Raw genomic sequence first — 20,204 nt, forward strand, 5'->3', positions numbered from 1 at the left:
TTCTGTTGTTTCAAAGAGGCTTTCTTGGTATACTGAACTCATGTGAAAAGTAGTTTTCATGGGGGTGAAGGCAGCGATGGTCCGCATTGCGGTAGTGGAAGACAGTGAGCAGGACAGAAGAGCACTTCTGGACTGTCTCCACAGATACGAAAAAGAACAGAAACTGAAATTTTCCATAGAGGAATTCCAGGATGGCGAGGATATTGTCACAGGATATTCTGCAGACTATGATTTGCTTCTGATGGATATCGAGATGACTTTTATGAACGGAATGAAGGCAGCAGAGAAAATCCGGGAGCTGGATAAGGATGTGGAGATCATTTTTATCACCAATGCACCTCAGTATGCCATACAGGGATATAAGGTAAATGCGTTGGATTATATGTTGAAGCCGATTTCCTGGTTCTCTTTCTCGGAGAGTATGGGAAGAGCACTTTCCCGTGTAAAAACATCTGCTAGGGAATATATCACCATTTCCCTGAAAGGCGGAAAACAGAAGCTGGATGTGTCGAAGATCTGCTATGTGGAGGTACAGGATCATCTTCTGATCTACCACACAACAGAGGGGGAATACAGCACCAAGGGAACTATGAAGGACGCAGACAGCCAGTTTGATCCTGTAAAGTTTTTCCGGTGCAACCGGTGTTATCTTGTGAATCTGGAATACGTGGAGAATTATGTGGGAAGTGATGTGTGCGTAAACGGCGATGTGATCCAGGTCAGCCGCAGCAGACGGAAACCATTTCTTGACGCATTAAATGAATATCTGAATGAGGTGGGCAAATGAATGCAGGAGAGGTGTTGAATACACCTGGTTATTACTATGCCATAGCTTATGCCATGTCCGGGCTTGTGATCGCAGGCTCCAATGAGAAGAAACGAAAAGGATGGAAGCTGGGAGTGGTAAGTTGCATTCAGTTTGCCCTCCTTTTGTTATTTATGACATGGACCCACGGAGTTGGTAAGGCATTGTTTCTTCCGGCTATGGTGGTGATTATCGGATTGATGTACGGGTATATTTATCTGTGCAACTGTTTCACAGTGAAGGAGGCCGGATTTTTCTGTGTGAAAGCATTTATAAACGGAGAATTTGGAGCTTCTCTGTGCTGGCAGGTCTTTTATTATATCCATGAGTTGACAGGATGCAGCTTTGGGTGGCAGTGGGTGATCATGGCAGTGGTTTATCTGGGATTATTCGGGTTGCTTTTTCTTATTGAGTGTTATCTCAAAAAAGATATCGAAGAGCTGAATGTGACCAGGCGGGAGCTGCTGGTTGTCGTGATCGTTGCGGCTGCTGTTTTCGGCATGAGCAATTTAAGTTATCTGGATCAGAACGGACTATTCAGCGGACGCTTTGCCATGGATATTTTTATTATTCGTACATTGGTGGACTTAAGTGGAATGGCCGTGCTGTATGCTTATCACATCCAGGTAAAAGAGATGCAGCTCCGTCTGGAAAAAAATGCTCTTCGTAATATCATGGAGATGCAGTATAAGAATTATCAGCTTTCCAGGGAGAGCATAGATGTGGTCAATCAGAAATATCATGACCTGAAGCATCAGATCAATCTTCTGAGAAGTCAGGCAGATGCAGGGAAATCCAGAGATTATCTGGACAAAATGGAGCATGAGATCAAGGTCTATGAGACGCAGAACAAGACAGGAAACCGGATTCTGGATGCGGTACTTACCAATAAATCCATGGTATGTCAGAAACGGGAGATCGAACTGAAGGTGATTATAGAAGGTCAGAGTCTTTCGTTCATGGATGACATGGATATCAGTGCGTTGTTTGGAAATATGCTGGACAATGCCATTGAGAGTGTCAGCAGGCAGAAAGAGAAGGAGAAACGTCTTATCTGGCTTTATGTTTCCAGGGAAAAACAGTTCGTGCGAATCCGGACAGAAAATTACTGCGATGAAAAGATCCGGTTTCGTAATGGAATGCCGGTGACTACCAAGAAGGATAAGAGGCTTCACGGTTATGGAATGAAGAGTATCTGCGCGACTGTGGAAAAATATGGTGGATCTACAGTAGCCTGTCAGAGAGATAACTGGTTTGAACTGAAGATACTGATTCCGATCAGTGGGAAGAAGGCATAAAAGTCAGAAAAGCAAACCGTAATAACATTGAAAATTTTGTTGAAAATTACACGAAAAAACAGTTGACATGCAGAATCCCTTATAATATAATAACTCAATGTGACGTAGTGCGAAGATGCTTGAGCCAATAGCCCCGGCGATGGCATTTTATCAGCGGTTTCGGACATTTCCGCGATTTATTTTGCACCCGCGTTTCCATTTACTTTTTTTCGCGGAAGTACCGCGGTTTGAGAAACATTATCGTTGATAAATAACAGGAGGTAGGACCATGCAGACTTATATGGCTAATCCGGATAAAATCGAAAGAAAATGGTATGTAGTTGACGCAGAGGGTTGCACTCTGGGACGTCTGGCATCCGGTGTTGCAAGTGTTTTAAGAGGAAAGAACAAACCTCAGTTTACACCGCACGTTGACACAGGAGATTATGTAATCGTTGTAAACGCTGATAAGATCAAAGTTACAGGCAAGAAGCTTGAGCAGAAGATTTATTATAACCACTCCGACTATGTTGGTGGAATGAAAGAAACCACATTAAAAGAAATGTTAGCAAAGAAACCTGAGAAGGTTATCGAGCTCGCAGTTAAGGGAATGCTTCCGAAAGGACCTCTTGGAAGAGCTATGAACAAGAAACTTTTCGTATACGCAGGACCAGAGCACAAACATGAGGCTCAGAAGCCTGAAGTTTTAACATTTTAATAGGAGGTAGAAAACATTGGCTAGCGCAAAATTCTACGGAACAGGAAGAAGAAAGAAATCAATCGCAAGAGTTTACCTGGTACCTGGAACAGGTAAAATCACTATCAATAAAAGAGACATCGATGAGTACTTCGGACTTGAGACTCTGAAAGTTATCGTTCGTCAGCCACTGGCTTTAACAGAGACAGAGGGTAAATTCGACGTGATCGTTAACGTTCGCGGCGGTGGATACACAGGACAGGCTGGAGCAATCCGTCATGGTCTTTCCAGAGCCCTTCTCGAGGCAGATAACGACTACAGACCAGCTCTTAAAGCTGCTGGATTCCTTACACGTGATCCACGTATGAAAGAGCGTAAGAAATACGGTCTCAAAGCTGCTCGTAGAGCTCCGCAGTTCTCCAAACGATAATCAGACCGATATATCGAATATCAGAACATCAAACCCCGGGAACCTTTTGGTTCCGGGGTTTTTTTATATGTAAGAAAAGGACATTATCCTTTCTTTTGACATTTCCCCCATTTTTTGATACTATATTATCATACGGACTTCCCATAGGCGCGATCCTGTGGGAGTTTTTTTTACACAGGAATTTAAGGAGGGTTTTATGGATGAGTGAAGTGAAAAAATCCGGTCACAGCCATCATCAGCGGGGACGTTTTTCCGGGAAGATCGGTTATGTGCTGGCTGTTGCCGGATCTGCGGTAGGTTTGGGAAATATCTGGCGTTTTCCTTACCTGGCGGCGAAGTACGGCGGAGGAATGTTCCTGCTGGTTTATATCCTGCTGACCGTGTCATTTGGATATGTGCTGATCATGTCGGAGACAGCGCTGGGAAGAATGACGCGTAAGAGTCCGGTCGGAGCATTTGAACATTTTGGAAAGAGCGCACCGTTTAAGATCGGTGGATGGCTGAACGCTGTGATCCCGATGCTGATCGTGCCGTATTACAGCACCATCGGTGGATGGGTTATCAAGTATCTGGTGGAGTATTTAAGAGGAAATGTGCAGAAGGTTTCCGAAGATGGTTATTTTGGAAGTTTTATTGCGGATTCCTGGCAGGTGGAAGCCTGGTTTCTGGTGTTTGCAGTGCTGGTATTTGCCATCATCCTTGGCGGCGTAAAAAATGGCGTAGAACTTATGTCAAAGATCATGATGCCGGTTCTGGTAGTTCTGGCTGTGATTGTTGCCATTTATTCAATGACACGGCCAGGAGCTATGGAAGGAGTAAAATATTTCCTGATTCCGAACTTTAAGAATTTTTCCTGGATGACAGTTGTGACAGCCATGGGTCAGATGTTTTATTCGCTTTCTATTGCAATGGGTATCTTATATACCTATGGCTCCTATATGCATAAGAAGCTGGATATGGAACAGTCTACCACACAGGTGGAAATCTTTGACACAGGGATTGCCATCCTTGCAGGACTTATGATCATTCCGGCTGTGTTTGCTTTTTCCGGCGGAAATCCGGAGACTCTGCAGGCGGGGCCATCGCTGATGTTTATCACACTGCCGAAGGTTTTTGCAACCATGGGAGTAGGAACCGGCGCAGGAATCCTGTTTTTCGTGCTGGTTCTTCTTGCGGCACTGACCAGTGCGGTTTCTCTGATGGAGACAAGCGTATCTACCTTTATGGATGAGCTTCACTGGGGCCGGGCAAAATGCTGTATCCTGATGGCAGTGATCATGTTTGTGTTCGGAACTGCATCTTCCATGGGATATGGGGTGCTGGATTTCCTGAAGATCTTCGGAATGAATTTCCTGGATTTCTTTGACTTTATGACAAACTCCGTGATGATGCCTCTGGCAGCACTTGCCACCTGTTTCCTGGTAACACGTGTTGTGGGATATGACAGGATCGCGGCGGAGATCGAACAGTCTTCGAAATTCCGCAGAAAAGGGCTATACAAGTTTTTTATTAAGTATCTGGCACCTGTCTGCCTGATCATTGTACTGTTAAGTTCCATTGCAAATGTACTGGGAATCATCAGTATGTAAAAAAATATTATAAAAATAAAAAGCGGATCTGGTGAGAATGAATTATAAAATAAATGATTCTCACACAGATCCGTTTTATATTGGATTTTTCTCAGTCGTTGACTTTCCAGTTAGCCAGCAGTTTCAGTTCGATCCGTGTTCCATCCGGAAGAGAAAACCAGTGGTCATTGATGGTTTTTACCGGATAAAATTTGATCTTTTCCATGGTTTCTTCCACAGAATCAACGGCGATGGAAATGTGGTCATATCCGTTCTCTGCCTCTGTGTTGATGTTGGAAACTTCGCAGAGCTGGATACCTTCCCGGAACCAGCATTTGCGCTCCGGTTTTTCCCCAATTTCCCGCCACATATGCATGTCAAAAACATCCTCAAAAAATTTCTGTGCATCTTCATAGGAAGAAGTACGGATCGCTGCATGATCGATCTTTGCCATAAAAATTGTGCCTCCTTTATATATGATGTATATGCGATTTTTTATCTGTTATAAGAATAAGCGATTTTGTGATAACTGGCAAGGAAAAAAAGATTGTTATACGAACGCAGAGGATACGGAGATTTGGCTTTACAGCAGAGAAGAATATCAAGTATAATACTATAGCATTATATAAAGGAAAACAAAATATAACACAAAAATCACAATAAAAAGGAATATAACAAATGAGTATTTTAAATGTAGAACACCTGACTCACGGATTTGGAGACAGAGCGATTTTTGAAGACGTATCTTTCCGGCTTCTGAAGGGAGAACACATTGGGCTTGTAGGAGCCAACGGCGAAGGAAAGTCCACATTTATGAGCATCGTAACCGGAAAACTGATGCCGGATGAAGGAAAAGTAGAATGGGCAAAAAATGTCCACGCAGGCTATTTGGATCAGCATGCAGTGCTGGAAAAAGGCATGACCATCGGACAGGTGCTGAAATCCGCTTTTGATCCCCTTCTCAAAAAAGAAGAGCGCATGAACGAGATCTGCGACAAACTGGGAACTGCAGATCCTGACGAGATGGATGCGCTGATGGAAGAACTTGGAACCATTCAGGATGAACTGACACTTCACGATTTTTACGCCATTGATGCAAAAGTAGAGGAGGTTGCCAGAGCACTGGGACTTCTGGATCTGGGACTGGACCGTGACGTTACAGACTTAAGTGGCGGCCAGAGAACCAAGGTACTCCTTGCAAAACTGCTTCTTGAGAAGCCGGATATCCTGCTTCTGGATGAGCCAACCAACTATCTGGATGAGGAACACATTGCATGGCTGAAAAGATATCTCCTGGATTATGAGAATGCTTTTATCCTTATCTCCCACGATATTCCGTTCCTGAATTCTGTGGTTAATATCATCTATCACATGGAAAATCAGGAACTGAACCGTTATGTAGGAGACTACGACCACTTCCAGGAAGTCTACGCGGTTAAGAAGGCACAGCTGGAGGCGGCCTACCGGAAACAGCAGCAGGAGATCAGTGAGCTAAAAGACTTTGTGGCAAGAAACAAAGCCCGTGTTTCCACAAGAAACATGGCCATGTCCCGCCAGAAAAAACTGGACAAGATGGATGTGATCGAGCTGGCAGCAGAGAAGCCGAAGCCGGAGTTCAATTTCCGCTATGGACGCACACCGGGAAAAATGCTCTTTGAAACACATGATCTGGTCATCGGATATGATGAACCACTTTCCAAACCGCTGAATTTTACCATGGAGCGTGGACAGAAGATTGCCCTGGTAGGAACCAATGGTATCGGTAAAACGACACTGTTACGAAGCCTTCTTGGCCTGAACAAACCGATCTCCGGAAGTGTGGAGCAGGGAGAAAATCTCGAAATTGGATATTTTGAGCAGGAAGTAAAAGGCGAGAACAAGACCACCTGTATCGAAGAACTGTGGCAGGAATTCCCGTCATTTTCCCAGTATGAGGTACGTTCCGCACTGGCAAAATGCGGCCTTACAACCAAACACATCGAAAGCCAGGTCCGTGTCTTAAGCGGTGGTGAGCAGGCAAAGGTCCGTCTCTGCAAACTGGTGAACCGTGATACCAATATCCTGCTTCTGGATGAGCCCACCAACCATCTGGATGTGGATGCAAAAGACGAGCTGAAAAAAGCTCTCCGGGAATACCGCGGAAGTATCCTTCTCATCTGCCATGAGCCGGAATTTTATCAGGATGTGGTAAATGAAGTATGGGATATGAGCAAGTGGACGACAAAGATTTTCTGATGATGTAATTACGATAGAAAAGAAAGGGGTATTTCATGGGTGAAAAACCTCAGAAGATACAAGAACAGAAACAAATAAGCCTGGGTGTGCTGGCTCACGTAGATGCAGGAAAGACAACTTTATCGGAAGGCCTGCTTTTTAAATGCGGAAGGATCCGGAAGATCGGACGTGTGGATCATAAAGACGCATATCTGGATACGTATGAACTGGAACGGGAACGAGGCATTACCATTTTTTCCAAGCAGGCAGTTTTTTCTATGGGAGCGTTTAATGTGACGCTTCTGGATACTCCAGGGCATGTGGATTTTTCTGCGGAAATGGAGCGCACACTGCAGGTGTTGGATTATGCGATTCTGGTGATCAACGGAGCGGATGGTGTGCAGGGCCATACCCAGACACTGTGGAGACTTCTTGAACAGTATAAGATCCCCACATTTCTTTTTGTGAACAAAATGGATCAGGACGGAACAGACAGAGAGGGTCTTCTTCAGGAGCTGAAGAAGAAATTAAGTGGAAACTGTGTGGATTTTGGTGGAGAACTGGAGTGCCACGGTGCAGAAGAATCCGGGAAAGCCATGCAGCAGGTGGATAACTTCGGGAAAACTTCCGGTGAGCCTGAAAATGAATCCGGAGTGGAAAAGCAGATGGATCATGATGGACGTTTTGCAGACAGCAAAAAAAGCGACTATATCAACGGAACCGATGATTTTCTGGAAAATATCGCCGTATGTGATGAAAATCTTCTGGAAAACTTTCTTGAAACAGGGATTATCAAAAAGAAAGCTGTGGTAAAGCTGATCCTGGAGCGGAAGCTTTTCCCCTGTTTCTTTGGCTCAGCTCTGAAAATGGAAGGCGTAGATGCATTCATTCACGGTATGGAAACCTATATGGCAGCGCCTGTTTGCCCATCTGAATTCGGTGCAAAAATTTTCAAGATCGCCAGGGATGATCAGGGTAACCGCTTGACTTACATGAAGATCACAGGCGGCAGCCTGAAAGTAAAAGAAACGCTTACCAATGCAGGGAGAAAAGGAATTCCGGAAGAAGAGATCTGGGAGGAAAAAGTGGATCAGATCCGCATTTATTCCGGTGCGAAGTTTGAGATGCTCAAAGAAGCGGAGGCAGGAACCGTCTGTGCGGTAACAGGCCTTACCGAAACCTATCCGGGAGAGGGCCTGGGTGTTGAGCGGGAGTCTGTCATGCCGGTTCTGGAGCCGGTGCTGAATTATCAGATCATCCTTCCGGAGGGCTGCGATGCCCACAAGATGCTGAAAAGCCTGAAAGAGCTGGAAGAGGAAGAACCGCAGCTTCACATTATGTGGGATGAGCAGTTGGGGGAAATCCATGCCATGCTGATGGGGGAGGTGCAGATTGAGATTCTGAAACATCTCATCTGGGAACGCTTCCATGTGGCTGTGGAGTTCGGAACCGGAAATATTGTATATAAGGAAACCATTGCCGCACCGGTGGAAGGCGTAGGACATTTTGAACCACTGCGCCATTATGCGGAAGTGCATCTTCTTCTGGAACCGGGAGAGAGAGGAAGCGGATTGCAGTTTTTTACAGCGGCAAGTGAAGACCAGCTGGATCGGAACTGGCAGCGCCTGATCCTCACCCATCTGGAAGAAAAAGAGCATCTTGGTGTACTTACCGGATCACCGATCACAGATATGCAGATTACACTTCTTACTGGTCGGGCACACCAGAAGCATACAGAGGGCGGAGATTTCCGTCAGGCAACTTACCGTGCAGTGCGTCAGGGCCTGAAAAAGGCGAAAACCGTCCTTCTGGAGCCATACTACAGTTTCCGGCTGGAACTTCCGGCCGAAAATGTAGGCCGTGCCATGACCGATATCCAGCGGATGCAGGGAAACTTCCAGGGACCGGAGACAGAGGGAGAACTGGCTGTGATCACAGGCAGTGCACCGGTTGCAAAAATGCGGGATTATCAGAGCCAGGTAATTTCCTACACAAGAGGAAAAGGCCATCTCACCTGTACGCTGAAAGGCTATGAACCATGCCAGGATCAGGAGCAGATCGTCCAGGAGATCGGCTATGATTCCGAGAGAGATCTTGAGAATCCTACGGGATCTGTATTCTGTGCTCACGGAGCAGGTTTTGTGGTTCCGTGGTATGAGGTAGAGGAATATATGCATCTGGACGGTGCAGAGATCCAGGACTGGGACGATGCGTATGATGATTCCGGTGACAGCAGTACGGGAACTGCGGAAGCTTCCGGAAGAGGATATTCCGTGCAGGGAAAAGATACACACAGTACCAGTTATGGGACAGGAAAAACCTCCCGTGGGAAATATACTTCGATGTATGGAAGCTACGAAGAGGAGAAAGAGCTGAAGGCAATCTTTGAGAAAACTTTCGGTCCTGTGAAATCGAAGAAATATAACAGCAACAGCAGAAGCTTCGGAAATCTGGAAAGCGGCAGCAGCTTTTACGGAAACAGTGGAAAACGCTCTCAATCTTCAGAACTTCCGGGGAAAACCAGTCAGGGTGCCTGGAGAAACAGCAATCCTGCCATCCACAGAGACGACTATCTTCTGGTAGATGGATGCAACATTATTTTTGCATGGGAAGATTTAAGAGATCTTGCCCAGGCTGATTTTCATGCGGCCCAGACCCGTTTAATGGACATATTAAGTGATTATCAGGGCATCAAAGGCTGTATCCTGATCCTGGTATTTGACGCTTACCGTGTGGAAGGCCATCCGGAGGAAACCTTCCAGTACCATAACATCCATGTGGTTTATACCAGAGAAGCAGAGACCGCAGACCAGTATATTGAGCGTACTGTCCATAAAATCGGACGGAAACATAATGTGACAGTTGCCACATCCGATGGCCTGGAACAGATCATCATCATGGGCCAGGGAGCTGCCAGAATCTCAGCCCGCGGTTTTAAAGAGGAGATTGCCTCCGCAAAGCAGCAGATGAGGGAAGAATGGCAGGAACGCCGAGACAGTAGCAAAACATACCTCTTTGACAGCATGACCCCGGAATTAAAGTCTCATATGGAAGATATCCGTCTGGGAAGAAAGAAAAAAGAAGAATTATAACAGATACCAGAAAGAACGGACTGTACACCGGGAAATAAAAAGGTGTACAGTCTTTTATTTTCGGAAAAATACCGGCTACAGGCTGTAAAAACTGCACAAAAAGTATAAACTCTCTATTATGAGCATATTTCACAAAAATAAAAAAGCTTTTTGAATTCTTTTGCAAATAAATGGGAAAAGTAGTAAAATAAGGATAGAATCCTCAGTGAGAAGCTCCCTGTCCGGATATATACCCTGGCAGGGAGTTTTCATTAGAGCAATTCAGGGACATTGAAATGCTCACAGAGCACAATAAGACGCCACGATAACAGAAGAAAAAGCAAAAAATGAAAGGATGTGGAAAAATGTTTGAAACAGGCGAATATGTTGTGTATGGCCGTACCGGAATCTGCCAGGTGACGGGAGTTACTACAATGAAGATGGACGGTTCCTCCTCGGAGAGACTTTATTATATATTAAGGCCGGGAGGGGAGACGGAAGGAAAGATTTTTACACCGGTAGAAGGCGGGAAACAGGTGCTTCGTGGAATCATTACAAAAGAAGAAGCTGAGAAACTGATCGACGAAATTCCTTCCATAGAGACACTGAGTATTGAGAACGAAAAATTCAGGGAAGACAGCTACAAGAACTGTATCCGCACCTGCGAATGCAGAGATCTTCTCCGGATCATCAAGACAATCTATATTCGCAAACAGGCCAGATTATCTCATGGCAAAAAAACAACCGCTACAGATGAACGGTATCTGAAACTGGCAGAGGATCATCTCTATTCTGAATTTTCCATGCTACTGGATATTCCCAAGGAACATATGGCAGGTTATATTGAACAGCGGGTGCATCAGCACAGAGAAGAAGAACAGGCCTGCGCTGTTTGACAAAGTGAGGCGTATCTGCTATGGTATTTCCGGTAACCTTTCGGGAAATTCTGTATCCGTGACACAGGACTGCAGGAAGTGTAGAACAGATGCAGGATCAGCCTGAATGCTGTAAAGAAAAGGAGATGCCAGAAGAATGAGAGAACAGCTTACCCGCAAGGATGTTGAAAAAATAGAGCAGGAGATCGAACACCGTAAACTGGTAGTCCGTAAGGAAGCCATTGAGGCAGTTAAGGAAGCACGTGCCCAGGGAGATTTAAGTGAGAACTTTGAGTACTATGCAGCCAAGAAACATAAGAACCAGAACGAGAGCCGTATCCGTTATCTGGAGAGAATGCTGAAGACGGCATCCATTGTATCCGATGATTCCAGAGATGATGAAGTGGGGATGGATGATATCGTAGAAGTGCTTTTTGAAGAAGACAATGAAGTGGAAAAGTACAAGCTGGTCACTTCCATCCGTGGAAATTCCATGGAGAACCGTGTCAGCATTGAATCCCCTATTGGAAAAGCACTTCGGGGACATCGCGTCGGTGACCGGGTCGAAGTGAAGGTCAATGATGATTACAGTTATTACCTTGTGATCAAGTCTATCGATAAAACAGGTTCCGAGGATGAGGAGATCCGCGGATTCTGATTGAAGCTTTCAATTACAGAAAACCGGTGTCCGATATATAGGACACTTCTCTGAAAATCCGGATTACCGGAGAATTATCACGAAAAAGAATCTAAGGCAGAAGACCTGCAATCAGGTCTTTTGTCTTATTTTTTTACATAGATTTTACATTCCGGTGGGGAAAACTTTACAAAGGGCCGCTATCATGAAAAACGTTGAAATGAGAAAAAAGGAAATCAAACATATCTAAAAGAGAAAGTGAAGGAGAGTATTATGGACTTTTTCAGCGTACTGGCATTGCTTGGCGGCCTTGCTATTTTCCTTTATGGAATGAACTTAATGGGAGACGGACTTGCGAAAGTCGCAGGTGGAAAACTGGAACGTATTCTGGAAACCCTTACATCGAGCCCGATCAGAGCGGTTCTTCTAGGAATGGGTGTAACCGCTGTGATCCAGTCTTCATCAGCAACCACGGTTATGGTTGTAGGTTTTGTAAACTCGGGAATCATGAAACTTTCCCAGGTAGTGGGAATTATCATGGGTGCAAATATCGGTACCACAGTAACATCCTGGATCTTAAGTCTTACCGGAATCCAGAGTGATAATTTTATTATCCGGCTTTTTAAACCGACATCATTTTCACCGATTCTTGCTCTGGTTGGCGTAATCCTGATCATGTTTACAAAGAGCCAGAAGAAAAAAGATGTGGGAACTATTTTTGTAGGATTTGCAATTCTGATGTATGGAATGAGCGCTATGAGCGGAGCCGTTGAGCCACTGGCAGATGTGCCGGAATTTACCGGGCTGCTTGTGAAATTTTCCAATCCTCTGCTTGGTGTTGTGGCTGGTGCGGTACTTACTGCGATCATTCAGTCATCTTCCGCATCTGTCGGTATCCTGCAGGCCCTCTGTCTTACAGGAATGGTACCGTTCAGTGCGGCGCTTCCGATCATCATGGGACAAAATATCGGAACCTGTGTCACGGCCCTTCTTTCTGCAATCGGTGCGAATGTAAATGCCAAACGTGCGGCAATGATCCACCTGTATTTTAACCTGATCGGAACCGTGCTTTTTATGGCAGTATTCTATACCGTAAACGCGGCAGTGCATTTTTCATTTATGCCACAGGCTGCAACACCGGCGGGAATCGCGATTCTGCACAGTACCTTTAATATTACAGCAACACTGGTTCTGCTTCCTTTTGGAAAATGGCTGGAGAAACTTGCCTGTCTTACCATCCGGGACAAAAAAGAAGAAACCGAGACAGCTGTGGCAGCAGATCCGGATTTCATGATCCTGGAGAGCCGTTTTCTGGAAAAGCCTTCATTTGCAGTTGAGCAGAGCCGAAATGCCGCAAAAAAAATGGCAGAGGATTCCCACAGAACTCTGTTTACAGCTCTGGATCTCCTGAAGCATTTCAGTGCAGACGGAAAGAAGGCAGTTGAAGAATCGGAAAAAAAGGTGGACCGTTACGAGGATGAGCTTGGAACCTATCTTGTAAAACTGAACCAGAAAGATCTTTCTGTGCATGACAGCCACAGCATTTCCATTATGCTTCACTGTATCGGTGATTTTGAGAGAATTTCCGATCACGGCGTGAATATTATGGAATCTGCCCAGGAGCTTCATGAAAAAGGACTGAAGTTCTCCGAAAAAGCTCTGGAGGAACTTCGTGTCATGGAACATGCGGTGGAGGATATCGTGGATATCGCCTATAAGGTTTACGAAAATCAGGATGTACAGCTGGCCCGTGAGATCGAACCTCTGGAAGAAGTGATCGATGAGCTGAGCAAGGAGCTGAAATACCGTCATATCCAGCGACTTCGCGCAGGAGAATGTACCATTGAAATGGGATTTATCCTTTCTGATGTGACTACCAGCCTGGAGAGGGTGGCAGACCACTGTTCCAACATCGGCGTCTGTGTAACCCAGGTGCATGAAGATTCCTTTGATACGCATCAGCACCTGAAACAGATCAAGCACAGCCCGGATGAAACATTCTACCGGGAACTGGAGCTGATTCGCAGACAGTATCAGCTTCCAACATTATCCGAAGAAATAGCAAAGGATAAAACAGTAACCGCTGGTGCATAAAAAACAGAATCATAAAAGGCTGATAGAAATGTCGGCTTTCATATGCCCTGGCTATCCGCAAAAGTGTGGAGAACCAGGGCTTGTGCAGTAAAAGGAAAATAGTTATACTGAAAACAGAAAAAATAAAAATACGGCTGACAAAAAAAACAGCCGGTGTAACGAACGGAGAGGGATGTGGAATGATCTACTGTGTGGAAGATGAACGAAACATCCGGGAGCTTCTTGTCTATACCCTGGAGACAACCGGATTCGAGGCAGAAGGGTTTGAGACAGGAGTGGAGTTTGACGCAGCGATGAAAAAAAGCCTGCCGGAACTGATCCTTCTGGACATTATGCTCCCGGGAGAAGATGGATATAATATTCTGAAACGGCTGAAAAGCGATACCAGGACCAGGGATATCCCGGTGATCATGGTCACTGCCAAAGAAGCGGAATTTGATAAGGTGAAAGGTCTGGAGGGCGGTGCGGATGATTATATCACGAAGCCTTTTGGAATGATGGAATTTGTAGCCAGGGTAAAAGCAGTTCTCAGGCGCTGCGCAAGACAGAACGAGGAGCGGGAACTGCACTGCAAAGACCTCCGGGTTAATGTAGCCCGTCATGAAGTCAGCTATCAGGGCGAATTGAAAGAGCTTACCAGAAAGGAATTTGAACTGCTGGAGTATCTTCTTGAGAATAAAGGCCTGGTTATGTCCAGAAATCAGATCCTGTGTCATGTCTGGGGATATGATTTTGACGGTGAGACAAGAACGGTGGATGTACATGTGCGAACCCTCCGGCAGAAACTGGGGGAGGCAGGAAATCTGATCGAGACTGTGCGCGGAGTCGGATACCGGATCGGAGATCACTTATGAAAAAAAAGATCCTGAATCATACAAGTATTATGATCGTCCTTGCTGTCCTGATCACCTTTCTGGCAGCAAGTGTAGTCACTTACAGTAAATTCAACACTTACATGCAAAATGGGGTCCGCGAGGAGGCCAGGTACATCTGCCTTGGCATGGAAGAATGTGGAGATACGTTTCTCTCAAAAAGACTGCGGGCAGTATCCTCCAGCCGTGTAACACTGATCCAAAAAGACGGAACCGTACTTTTTGATTCCCAGACATCCCCGGAAAAACTGGAAAATCACAGCAACCGTCCGGAGTTTATGGAAGCGGAAAAAGACGGAAAAAGTGAAAGTATCCGTTATTCCGAGACATTTGCCAAAAAGACTTTTTATTATGCGGTGCGGCTGGATAACGGGAATGTCTTAAGGGTAGGAAAGACGGTAGATTCTGTATATTCTACCTGGATTTCAAGCCTTGCGGTTCTTGGAATCCTGATGGTACTGGTCCTGATCCTGGAGTTTGCGTTTGTCGAGAGGCAGACCAGGGAGCTGATCAAACCGATCAATGATCTGGACCTGGAGCATCCGCTGAACAATGTGTGCTACGAAGAATTACGCCCCCTTCTTGTGCGGGTGGATGAGCAGAACCGTCAGATCCGGCAGCAGGTAAAAGAGCTGAAAGAGGCCGAAGAAATCCGGAAAGAATTTTCGGCCAATGTATCCCATGAGCTGAAAACACCGCTGATGTCCATTTCCGGATATGCGGAGCTGATGATGAACGGAATGGTTCCGGCAGATCATGTCCAGGAATTTTCCGGAAGGATTTATCATGAGGCGGTACGTCTTTCCAATCTGGTAGCAGATATCATACAGCTGTCCAGACTGGATGAAAGCAACAGTGAAGTTCCTTTTGAGGAAGTGGACCTTTATGAGCTTGCGGAAGATGTACAGAACAATCTCCGTCATCCAGCGGAAAAGAAAAATATATCCCTGGAGCTTACAGGAAGTTCCGAGAAGATCCAGGGTGTCCGTCATGTGCTGTATGAGATGTTTTTTAACATTGCGGATAATGCGGTGCGCTATACAGAACAGAATGGTCATGTGCGTATCATGGTCGGAAACCGTAAGGGAAATCCGTTTTACTGTGTGGTAGACGATGGAATCGGCATTCCGAAAAGTGAACAGGGCAGGATCTTTGAGCGTTTTTACAGGGTGGACAAAAGCCATTCCAGGCAGACTGGCGGAACAGGGCTTGGCCTTTCCATTGTAAAACATGGAGCAACCCTTCATCATGCACAGATCCATGTGGAAAGTGAGCAGGGTGAGGGAACCAGAATGGAGATTGTTTTTCCTGGAAAAGATCAGGCCCGGGGATAAAATGGAAAGAAGCAGTAGGATTTCCAGGGGAAGTGTAGTATAATAAAACGAGATTCAAAGGCCGGCCGGATGAGAATCTGACCGGCCCGAACTATGTAAGGGGAAAAATCCCCGAATCTCTAAAATAGCAGGAGGAACAAGATTATGAAAGAGCCGGTTCTGGTAGTAATGGCAGCAGGAATGGGAAGCCGCTACGGCGGACTGAAGCAGATCGATCCTGTAGATCAGGGAGGTCATATCATCATGGACTTTTCCATTTATGATGCAGTACGTGCAGGCTTTAAAAAAGTAATATTTATCATAAAAAAAGAAAACGAGCAGGATTTCTGCGATGCCATCGGTGACCGTTTAAGCGATAAGGTGGAAATCGTGTATGTCCATCAGGATCTGAATAATATTCCGGAAGGATTTAAGGTTCCGGAAGGACGTGTGAAACCGTGGGGAACGGGACATGCCGTATTAAGCTGTGCAGAGGTTATTGACGGCCCGTTTGTGGTGATCAATGCAGATGATTATTATGGAACACATGCTTTTCAGATGGCATATGATTTTCTGACCCAGGCACAGGAAGATACTGTTCCAGCCCAGTATATGATGGTAGGCTATCGCCTGGAGAATACACTGACAGACAATGGCTATGTATCCCGTGGTGTCTGCGAGACAGATTCAGACGGATACCTTGCGGACATCAATGAGAGAACTCATATCGAGAAACGTGATGGTGGAGCAGCCTACACAGAAGACGACGGAAAAACATGGACCAGCCTTCCGGGAGATACACCGGTATCCATGAACATGTGGGGCTTTACCGGCGGTTTTATGAAAGAGCTGGTAAAACGTTTCCCTGTATTCCTTGAGAAGAGCATTCCTGAGAATCCTCTGAAATGTGAATATTTCCTTCCGTTTGTAGTGGATGAACTTTTAAAGGAAAAGAAAGCAACCGTCAAAGTCCTTACCACACAGGATAAATGGTACGGAGTCACCTATAAAGAAGACAAACCGGTAGTAGTTGCGGCAATCCAGAAACTGAAAGATCAGGGACTTTATCCGCAGGGACTTTGGGATTAACCGGAAATTTCTGAGAAACTTCCAAAGATATGGGAAAAGTCAGGTAGTAAACCTGGGTTTCAGCTATTGTGGAAACAGTGGAACAGTGCTAAAATAAACAGGAACAGTTAGATCCAGTAGAGGAGGAGAAAAACTATGGCAATTTTAGTAACAGGTGGAGCAGGATACATTGGAAGTCATACCGTTGTAGAACTGCAGAACGCAGGATATGATGTTGTAGTAGTTGACAATTTATGTAATTCCAGTGAGAAGGCTCTGGACAGAGTATCCAAGATCACAGGAAAACCGGTGAAATTCTATAAAGCAGACATCCTGGACCGTGACGCAATGAATGAAGTTTTTGACAAAGAAGAGATCGACTCCTGTATTCATTTCGCAGGACTGAAAGCAGTAGGTGAATCCGTTGCCAAGCCGTGGGAATATTATGAGAATAATATCGCAGGAACCCTGACACTTGTGGATGTGATGAGAAAGCATAATGTTAAGAATATTATTTTCTCTTCCTCAGCGACCGTATACGGAGATCCGGCAATCATCCCGATCACAGAGGAGTGTCCGAAAGGACAGTGCACCAACCCATATGGCTGGACGAAATCCATGCTGGAACAGATCCTTACAGATATCCAGAAGGCAGATCCGGAGTGGAATGTAGTTCTTCTTCGTTACTTCAACCCGATCGGTGCTCATAAGAGCGGAACCATCGGTGAGAACCCGAACGGTATCCCGAACAACCTGATGCCATACATCACACAGGTTGCAGTAGGCAAACTGAAAGAGCTCGGCGTATTCGGAAACGATTACGATACACCGGACGGAACCGGTGTCCGTGACTATATCCACGTAGTAGACCTTGCTAAAGGCCATGTAAAAGCCCTCAAGAAACTGGAAGACAAATCCGGATTAAGCATTTACAACCTTGGAACAGGTAAAGGCTACAGCGTTCTCGACATTGTTAAGAACTTCGAGGCAGCTACAGGTGTTAAGATCCCATACGTGATCAAAGCACGCCGTCCTGGAGATATTGCAACCTGCTACTCCGATGCATCCAAAGCTGAGAAAGAACTTGGCTGGAAGGCAGAGAACGGGATCCGCGAGATGTGTGCAGACTCCTGGAAATGGCAGAGCCAGAATCCGAATGGATATGAGGATTAAAAATCGGTAAATACATAAAAAAGTGATATAATGGCAGACAGCTTTCCGGGTTGTCTGCCATCTTTTTGTGTAAATGTCTGCTTTCCTCAAGGGTGAAAAAAGAATACTTGCCAGACATACAGCACAGGTGTTAGAATAATCACATCAAATAACAAGGAGAAAACGAAATGTACGATTATCTTATCGTAGGCGCCGGACTCTACGGTGCTGTCTTCGCTCATGAGGCGAAGAAGGCGGGCAAATCTGTTCTCGTGATCGACAAACGCCCGAATATTGCAGGAAACGTATACACAGAGAAGGTTGAGGGAATCAACGTACATAAATACGGAGCACATATTTTCCACACCAATAATAAGAAAGTCTGGAATTATATCACACAGTTTGCAGAGTTCAACCGTTTTACAAACAGCCCGGTTGCAAACTATCATGGAGAGCTGTACAGCCTTCCGTTTAATATGTACACCTTCAATAAAATGTGGGGAGTTGTAACTCCGGAGGAAGCTGCGGATAAGATCGAGGAGCAGCGCAAGGCAGCCGGAATTACAGAACCGAAGAACCTGGAAGAGCAGGCAATCAGTCTTGTGGGAACCGATATCTATGAGAAACTGATTAAGGGTTACACAGAGAAGCAGTGGGGCCGTCCATGCACAGAGCTTCCTTCCTTTATCATTAAGAGACTTCCGGTTCGTCTGACTTTTGATAATAACTATTTTAATGCTCTTTATCAGGGAATTCCGGTTGGCGGTTATACGAAGATGGTAGCCAACCTTCTGGATGGCATTGAAGTTCGCCTGAACGAGGATTATCTTGAGAAGAAGGCAGAATATGACGCAATGGCTGAGAAGGTCATCTACACAGGTGCAATTGACGCATACTTTGACTACAAACTTGGAACACTGGAGTACCGTTCTGTCCGTTTTGAGAATGAGACTCTTGACAAACCGAATTTCCAGGGCAATGCAGCAGTAAACTACACAGACGTTGAGACACCGTGGACACGTATCATTGAGCATAAATGGTTCGAGTTCGGTAAAGATGAGGAAGGCAATGATCTTCCGAAGACAGTAATCAGCCGTGAGTACAGCTCCGAGTGGAAACCTGGAGATGAGCCGTATTATCCGGTTAATGATGAGAAGAACGGACAGCTCTATGCACAGTATAAAGAGCTGGCTGAGAAGGAACCGAAAGTAATCTTTGGCGGACGTCTCGGTGAGTACAAATATTATGACATGGATGCGGTTATCGCTTCCGCACTGGATATGTGTGAGAAACAGCTTGCATAAAAACATGATCAGGTAACATAACAAATGATAAAATCCTCTTATATTTCACATCAAAATCAGAAAAGAAATATAGGGGGATTTTGCATATCAGAAAAACACAGAGGTACAACTGGGAGATGGAGGAGTATGATGAAAGGATTCATAAGGCTGGCTGCTGCCGGGGCACTGATCTTGAGTTTAAGCGTTCCGGTATATGCAGATAAATCCGCAAAAACGGAACTGCCGGCGGAAACCACGGATTATTATATGACGGTGGATTCCGGCGGAGTGGGAGTGGATATCTATCCGGAAACAGATTCAAAAAGTGAAAAACTCAACGGAACAACCATAGAAGACGGAACGGTTCTTCATATAGAAGGAGAAACGGAGAAGAACGGAGAAAACTGGGGATATACAGAATATAAAGGTGGATATGGTTATGTGCCGCTTGATGAGCTGAGACCGTCCAAGGATGAAGAACTTGCCCAGGCCGGAATAACCGGAAAAGAAACAGCCGAAGAACAGCAGCAGACGCCGTCCGCAACAGAGACCCCGTCCGCAACAGAGACTCCATCGGCAACAGAAACTCCATCAGCAACAGAGATTCCAGTGGCAACAGAAACTCCGTCAGAGACACAGGAACCGTCTGTAACACAGCAGGTAGTGAAAATTTCACCGGTACCTTCTGAAGACGCCGCACAGAAAGAATCCAAGCCTGTAAATGGAACAGCGGCAACGTCTTTTAAAGAGGATAAAAACTGGTATTCCAGCCCATTCCTGTGGATCGGAGTGGTAACAGTACTTGCGGTAATTGGAATTTTTGGATGCCATCTTAAAAAACGTTAGAG

Annotated in this window: 17 protein-coding genes; 16 read left to right on the forward strand and 1 reads right to left on the reverse strand. The window is 45.5% G+C overall.

Annotated elements, in window-relative coordinates:
• Positions 1 to 58 precede the first annotated feature (58 nt).
• From G5B06_RS00830 to G5B06_RS00850, 5 genes are all read left to right on the forward strand, one after another.
• A complete protein-coding gene (locus tag G5B06_RS00830) occupies positions 59 to 787 on the forward strand; it encodes a LytR/AlgR family response regulator transcription factor (RefSeq protein ID WP_330384873.1) in 729 nt (242 codons plus the stop codon).
• Positions 784 to 2,103, forward strand: a complete 1,320-nt coding sequence (locus G5B06_RS00835) for an ATP-binding protein (protein ID WP_173771139.1) — start codon at positions 784 to 786, stop codon at positions 2,101 to 2,103. The genes G5B06_RS00830 and G5B06_RS00835 overlap by 4 nt, the downstream gene beginning before the upstream one ends.
• Positions 2,104 to 2,371: 268 nt before the next feature.
• On the forward strand, positions 2,372 to 2,800 hold the full coding sequence (rplM, locus tag G5B06_RS00840; protein WP_021650595.1) for a 50S ribosomal protein L13: 429 nt from the start codon (positions 2,372 to 2,374) through the stop codon (positions 2,798 to 2,800).
• 16 nt (positions 2,801 to 2,816) lie between these two features.
• Entirely contained in the window at positions 2,817 to 3,209 is a 393-nt protein-coding gene (gene rpsI / locus G5B06_RS00845; RefSeq protein WP_021977820.1) for a 30S ribosomal protein S9, read from the forward strand.
• A gap of 200 nt (positions 3,210 to 3,409) precedes the next feature.
• Positions 3,410 to 4,798 (forward strand): sodium-dependent transporter, encoded by a 1,389-nt coding sequence (locus G5B06_RS00850; protein WP_173761819.1) that lies wholly within the window; start codon positions 3,410 to 3,412, stop codon positions 4,796 to 4,798.
• A gap of 91 nt (positions 4,799 to 4,889) precedes the next feature.
• On the opposite strand, the gene G5B06_RS00855 is transcribed toward G5B06_RS00850, so the two are convergent.
• Positions 4,890 to 5,231, reverse strand: coding sequence for a VOC family protein (locus G5B06_RS00855; protein WP_173761820.1), 342 nt, complete (start codon positions 5,229 to 5,231; stop codon positions 4,890 to 4,892).
• A 224-nt stretch (positions 5,232 to 5,455) separates the two neighbouring features.
• Between G5B06_RS00855 and G5B06_RS00860 the strand changes: the two genes are divergently transcribed.
• The 11 genes from G5B06_RS00860 (at position 5,456) to G5B06_RS00910 (ending at position 20,202) form a co-directional block, all read left to right on the forward strand.
• Entirely contained in the window at positions 5,456 to 7,012 is a 1,557-nt protein-coding gene (locus G5B06_RS00860) for an ABC-F family ATP-binding cassette domain-containing protein (RefSeq protein ID WP_118169371.1), read from the forward strand.
• A gap of 35 nt (positions 7,013 to 7,047) precedes the next feature.
• Positions 7,048 to 10,083 (forward strand): translation factor GTPase family protein, encoded by a 3,036-nt coding sequence (locus G5B06_RS00865; RefSeq protein ID WP_173761821.1) that lies wholly within the window; start codon positions 7,048 to 7,050, stop codon positions 10,081 to 10,083.
• Between the two features lie 344 nt (positions 10,084 to 10,427).
• Entirely contained in the window at positions 10,428 to 10,958 is a 531-nt protein-coding gene (locus G5B06_RS00870; protein ID WP_244094396.1) for a CarD family transcriptional regulator, read from the forward strand.
• 136 nt (positions 10,959 to 11,094) lie between these two features.
• Positions 11,095 to 11,595 carry a transcription elongation factor GreA gene (greA, locus tag G5B06_RS00875; protein ID WP_021977826.1) on the forward strand — a complete coding sequence of 167 codons (501 nt, stop codon included), beginning with the start codon at positions 11,095 to 11,097 and terminating at the stop codon, positions 11,593 to 11,595.
• 252 nt (positions 11,596 to 11,847) lie between these two features.
• Positions 11,848 to 13,668: a Na/Pi cotransporter family protein gene (locus G5B06_RS00880; RefSeq protein WP_119247776.1), complete on the forward strand. Its 1,821-nt coding sequence runs from the start codon at positions 11,848 to 11,850 to the stop codon at positions 13,666 to 13,668.
• Positions 13,669 to 13,847: 179 nt separating this feature from the next.
• Complete coding sequence (locus tag G5B06_RS00885; RefSeq protein WP_021977828.1) at positions 13,848 to 14,522, forward strand: winged helix-turn-helix domain-containing protein; 675 nt, start codon at positions 13,848 to 13,850, stop codon at positions 14,520 to 14,522.
• Positions 14,519 to 15,874 (forward strand): sensor histidine kinase, encoded by a 1,356-nt coding sequence (locus tag G5B06_RS00890; protein ID WP_173761823.1) that lies wholly within the window; start codon positions 14,519 to 14,521, stop codon positions 15,872 to 15,874. Before G5B06_RS00885 ends, G5B06_RS00890 begins: the two co-directional genes overlap by 4 nt.
• 144 nt (positions 15,875 to 16,018) lie before the next feature.
• Positions 16,019 to 16,942, forward strand: coding sequence for a sugar phosphate nucleotidyltransferase (locus tag G5B06_RS00895; protein ID WP_173761824.1), 924 nt, complete (start codon positions 16,019 to 16,021; stop codon positions 16,940 to 16,942).
• Positions 16,943 to 17,077: 135 nt separating this feature from the next.
• Complete coding sequence (gene galE / locus G5B06_RS00900; RefSeq protein ID WP_173761825.1) at positions 17,078 to 18,094, forward strand: UDP-glucose 4-epimerase GalE; 1,017 nt, start codon at positions 17,078 to 17,080, stop codon at positions 18,092 to 18,094.
• Positions 18,095 to 18,261: 167 nt separating this feature from the next.
• Positions 18,262 to 19,377: a UDP-galactopyranose mutase gene (gene glf / locus G5B06_RS00905; RefSeq protein WP_148444955.1), complete on the forward strand. Its 1,116-nt coding sequence runs from the start codon at positions 18,262 to 18,264 to the stop codon at positions 19,375 to 19,377.
• A 126-nt stretch (positions 19,378 to 19,503) separates the two neighbouring features.
• Positions 19,504 to 20,202: a hypothetical protein gene (locus G5B06_RS00910; protein ID WP_173761826.1), complete on the forward strand. Its 699-nt coding sequence runs from the start codon at positions 19,504 to 19,506 to the stop codon at positions 20,200 to 20,202.
• The last annotated feature ends 2 nt before the right edge of the window (positions 20,203 to 20,204 follow it).

This window comes from Blautia luti (assembly GCF_013304735.1).
Lineage (GTDB): Bacteria > Bacillota > Clostridia > Lachnospirales > Lachnospiraceae > Blautia_A.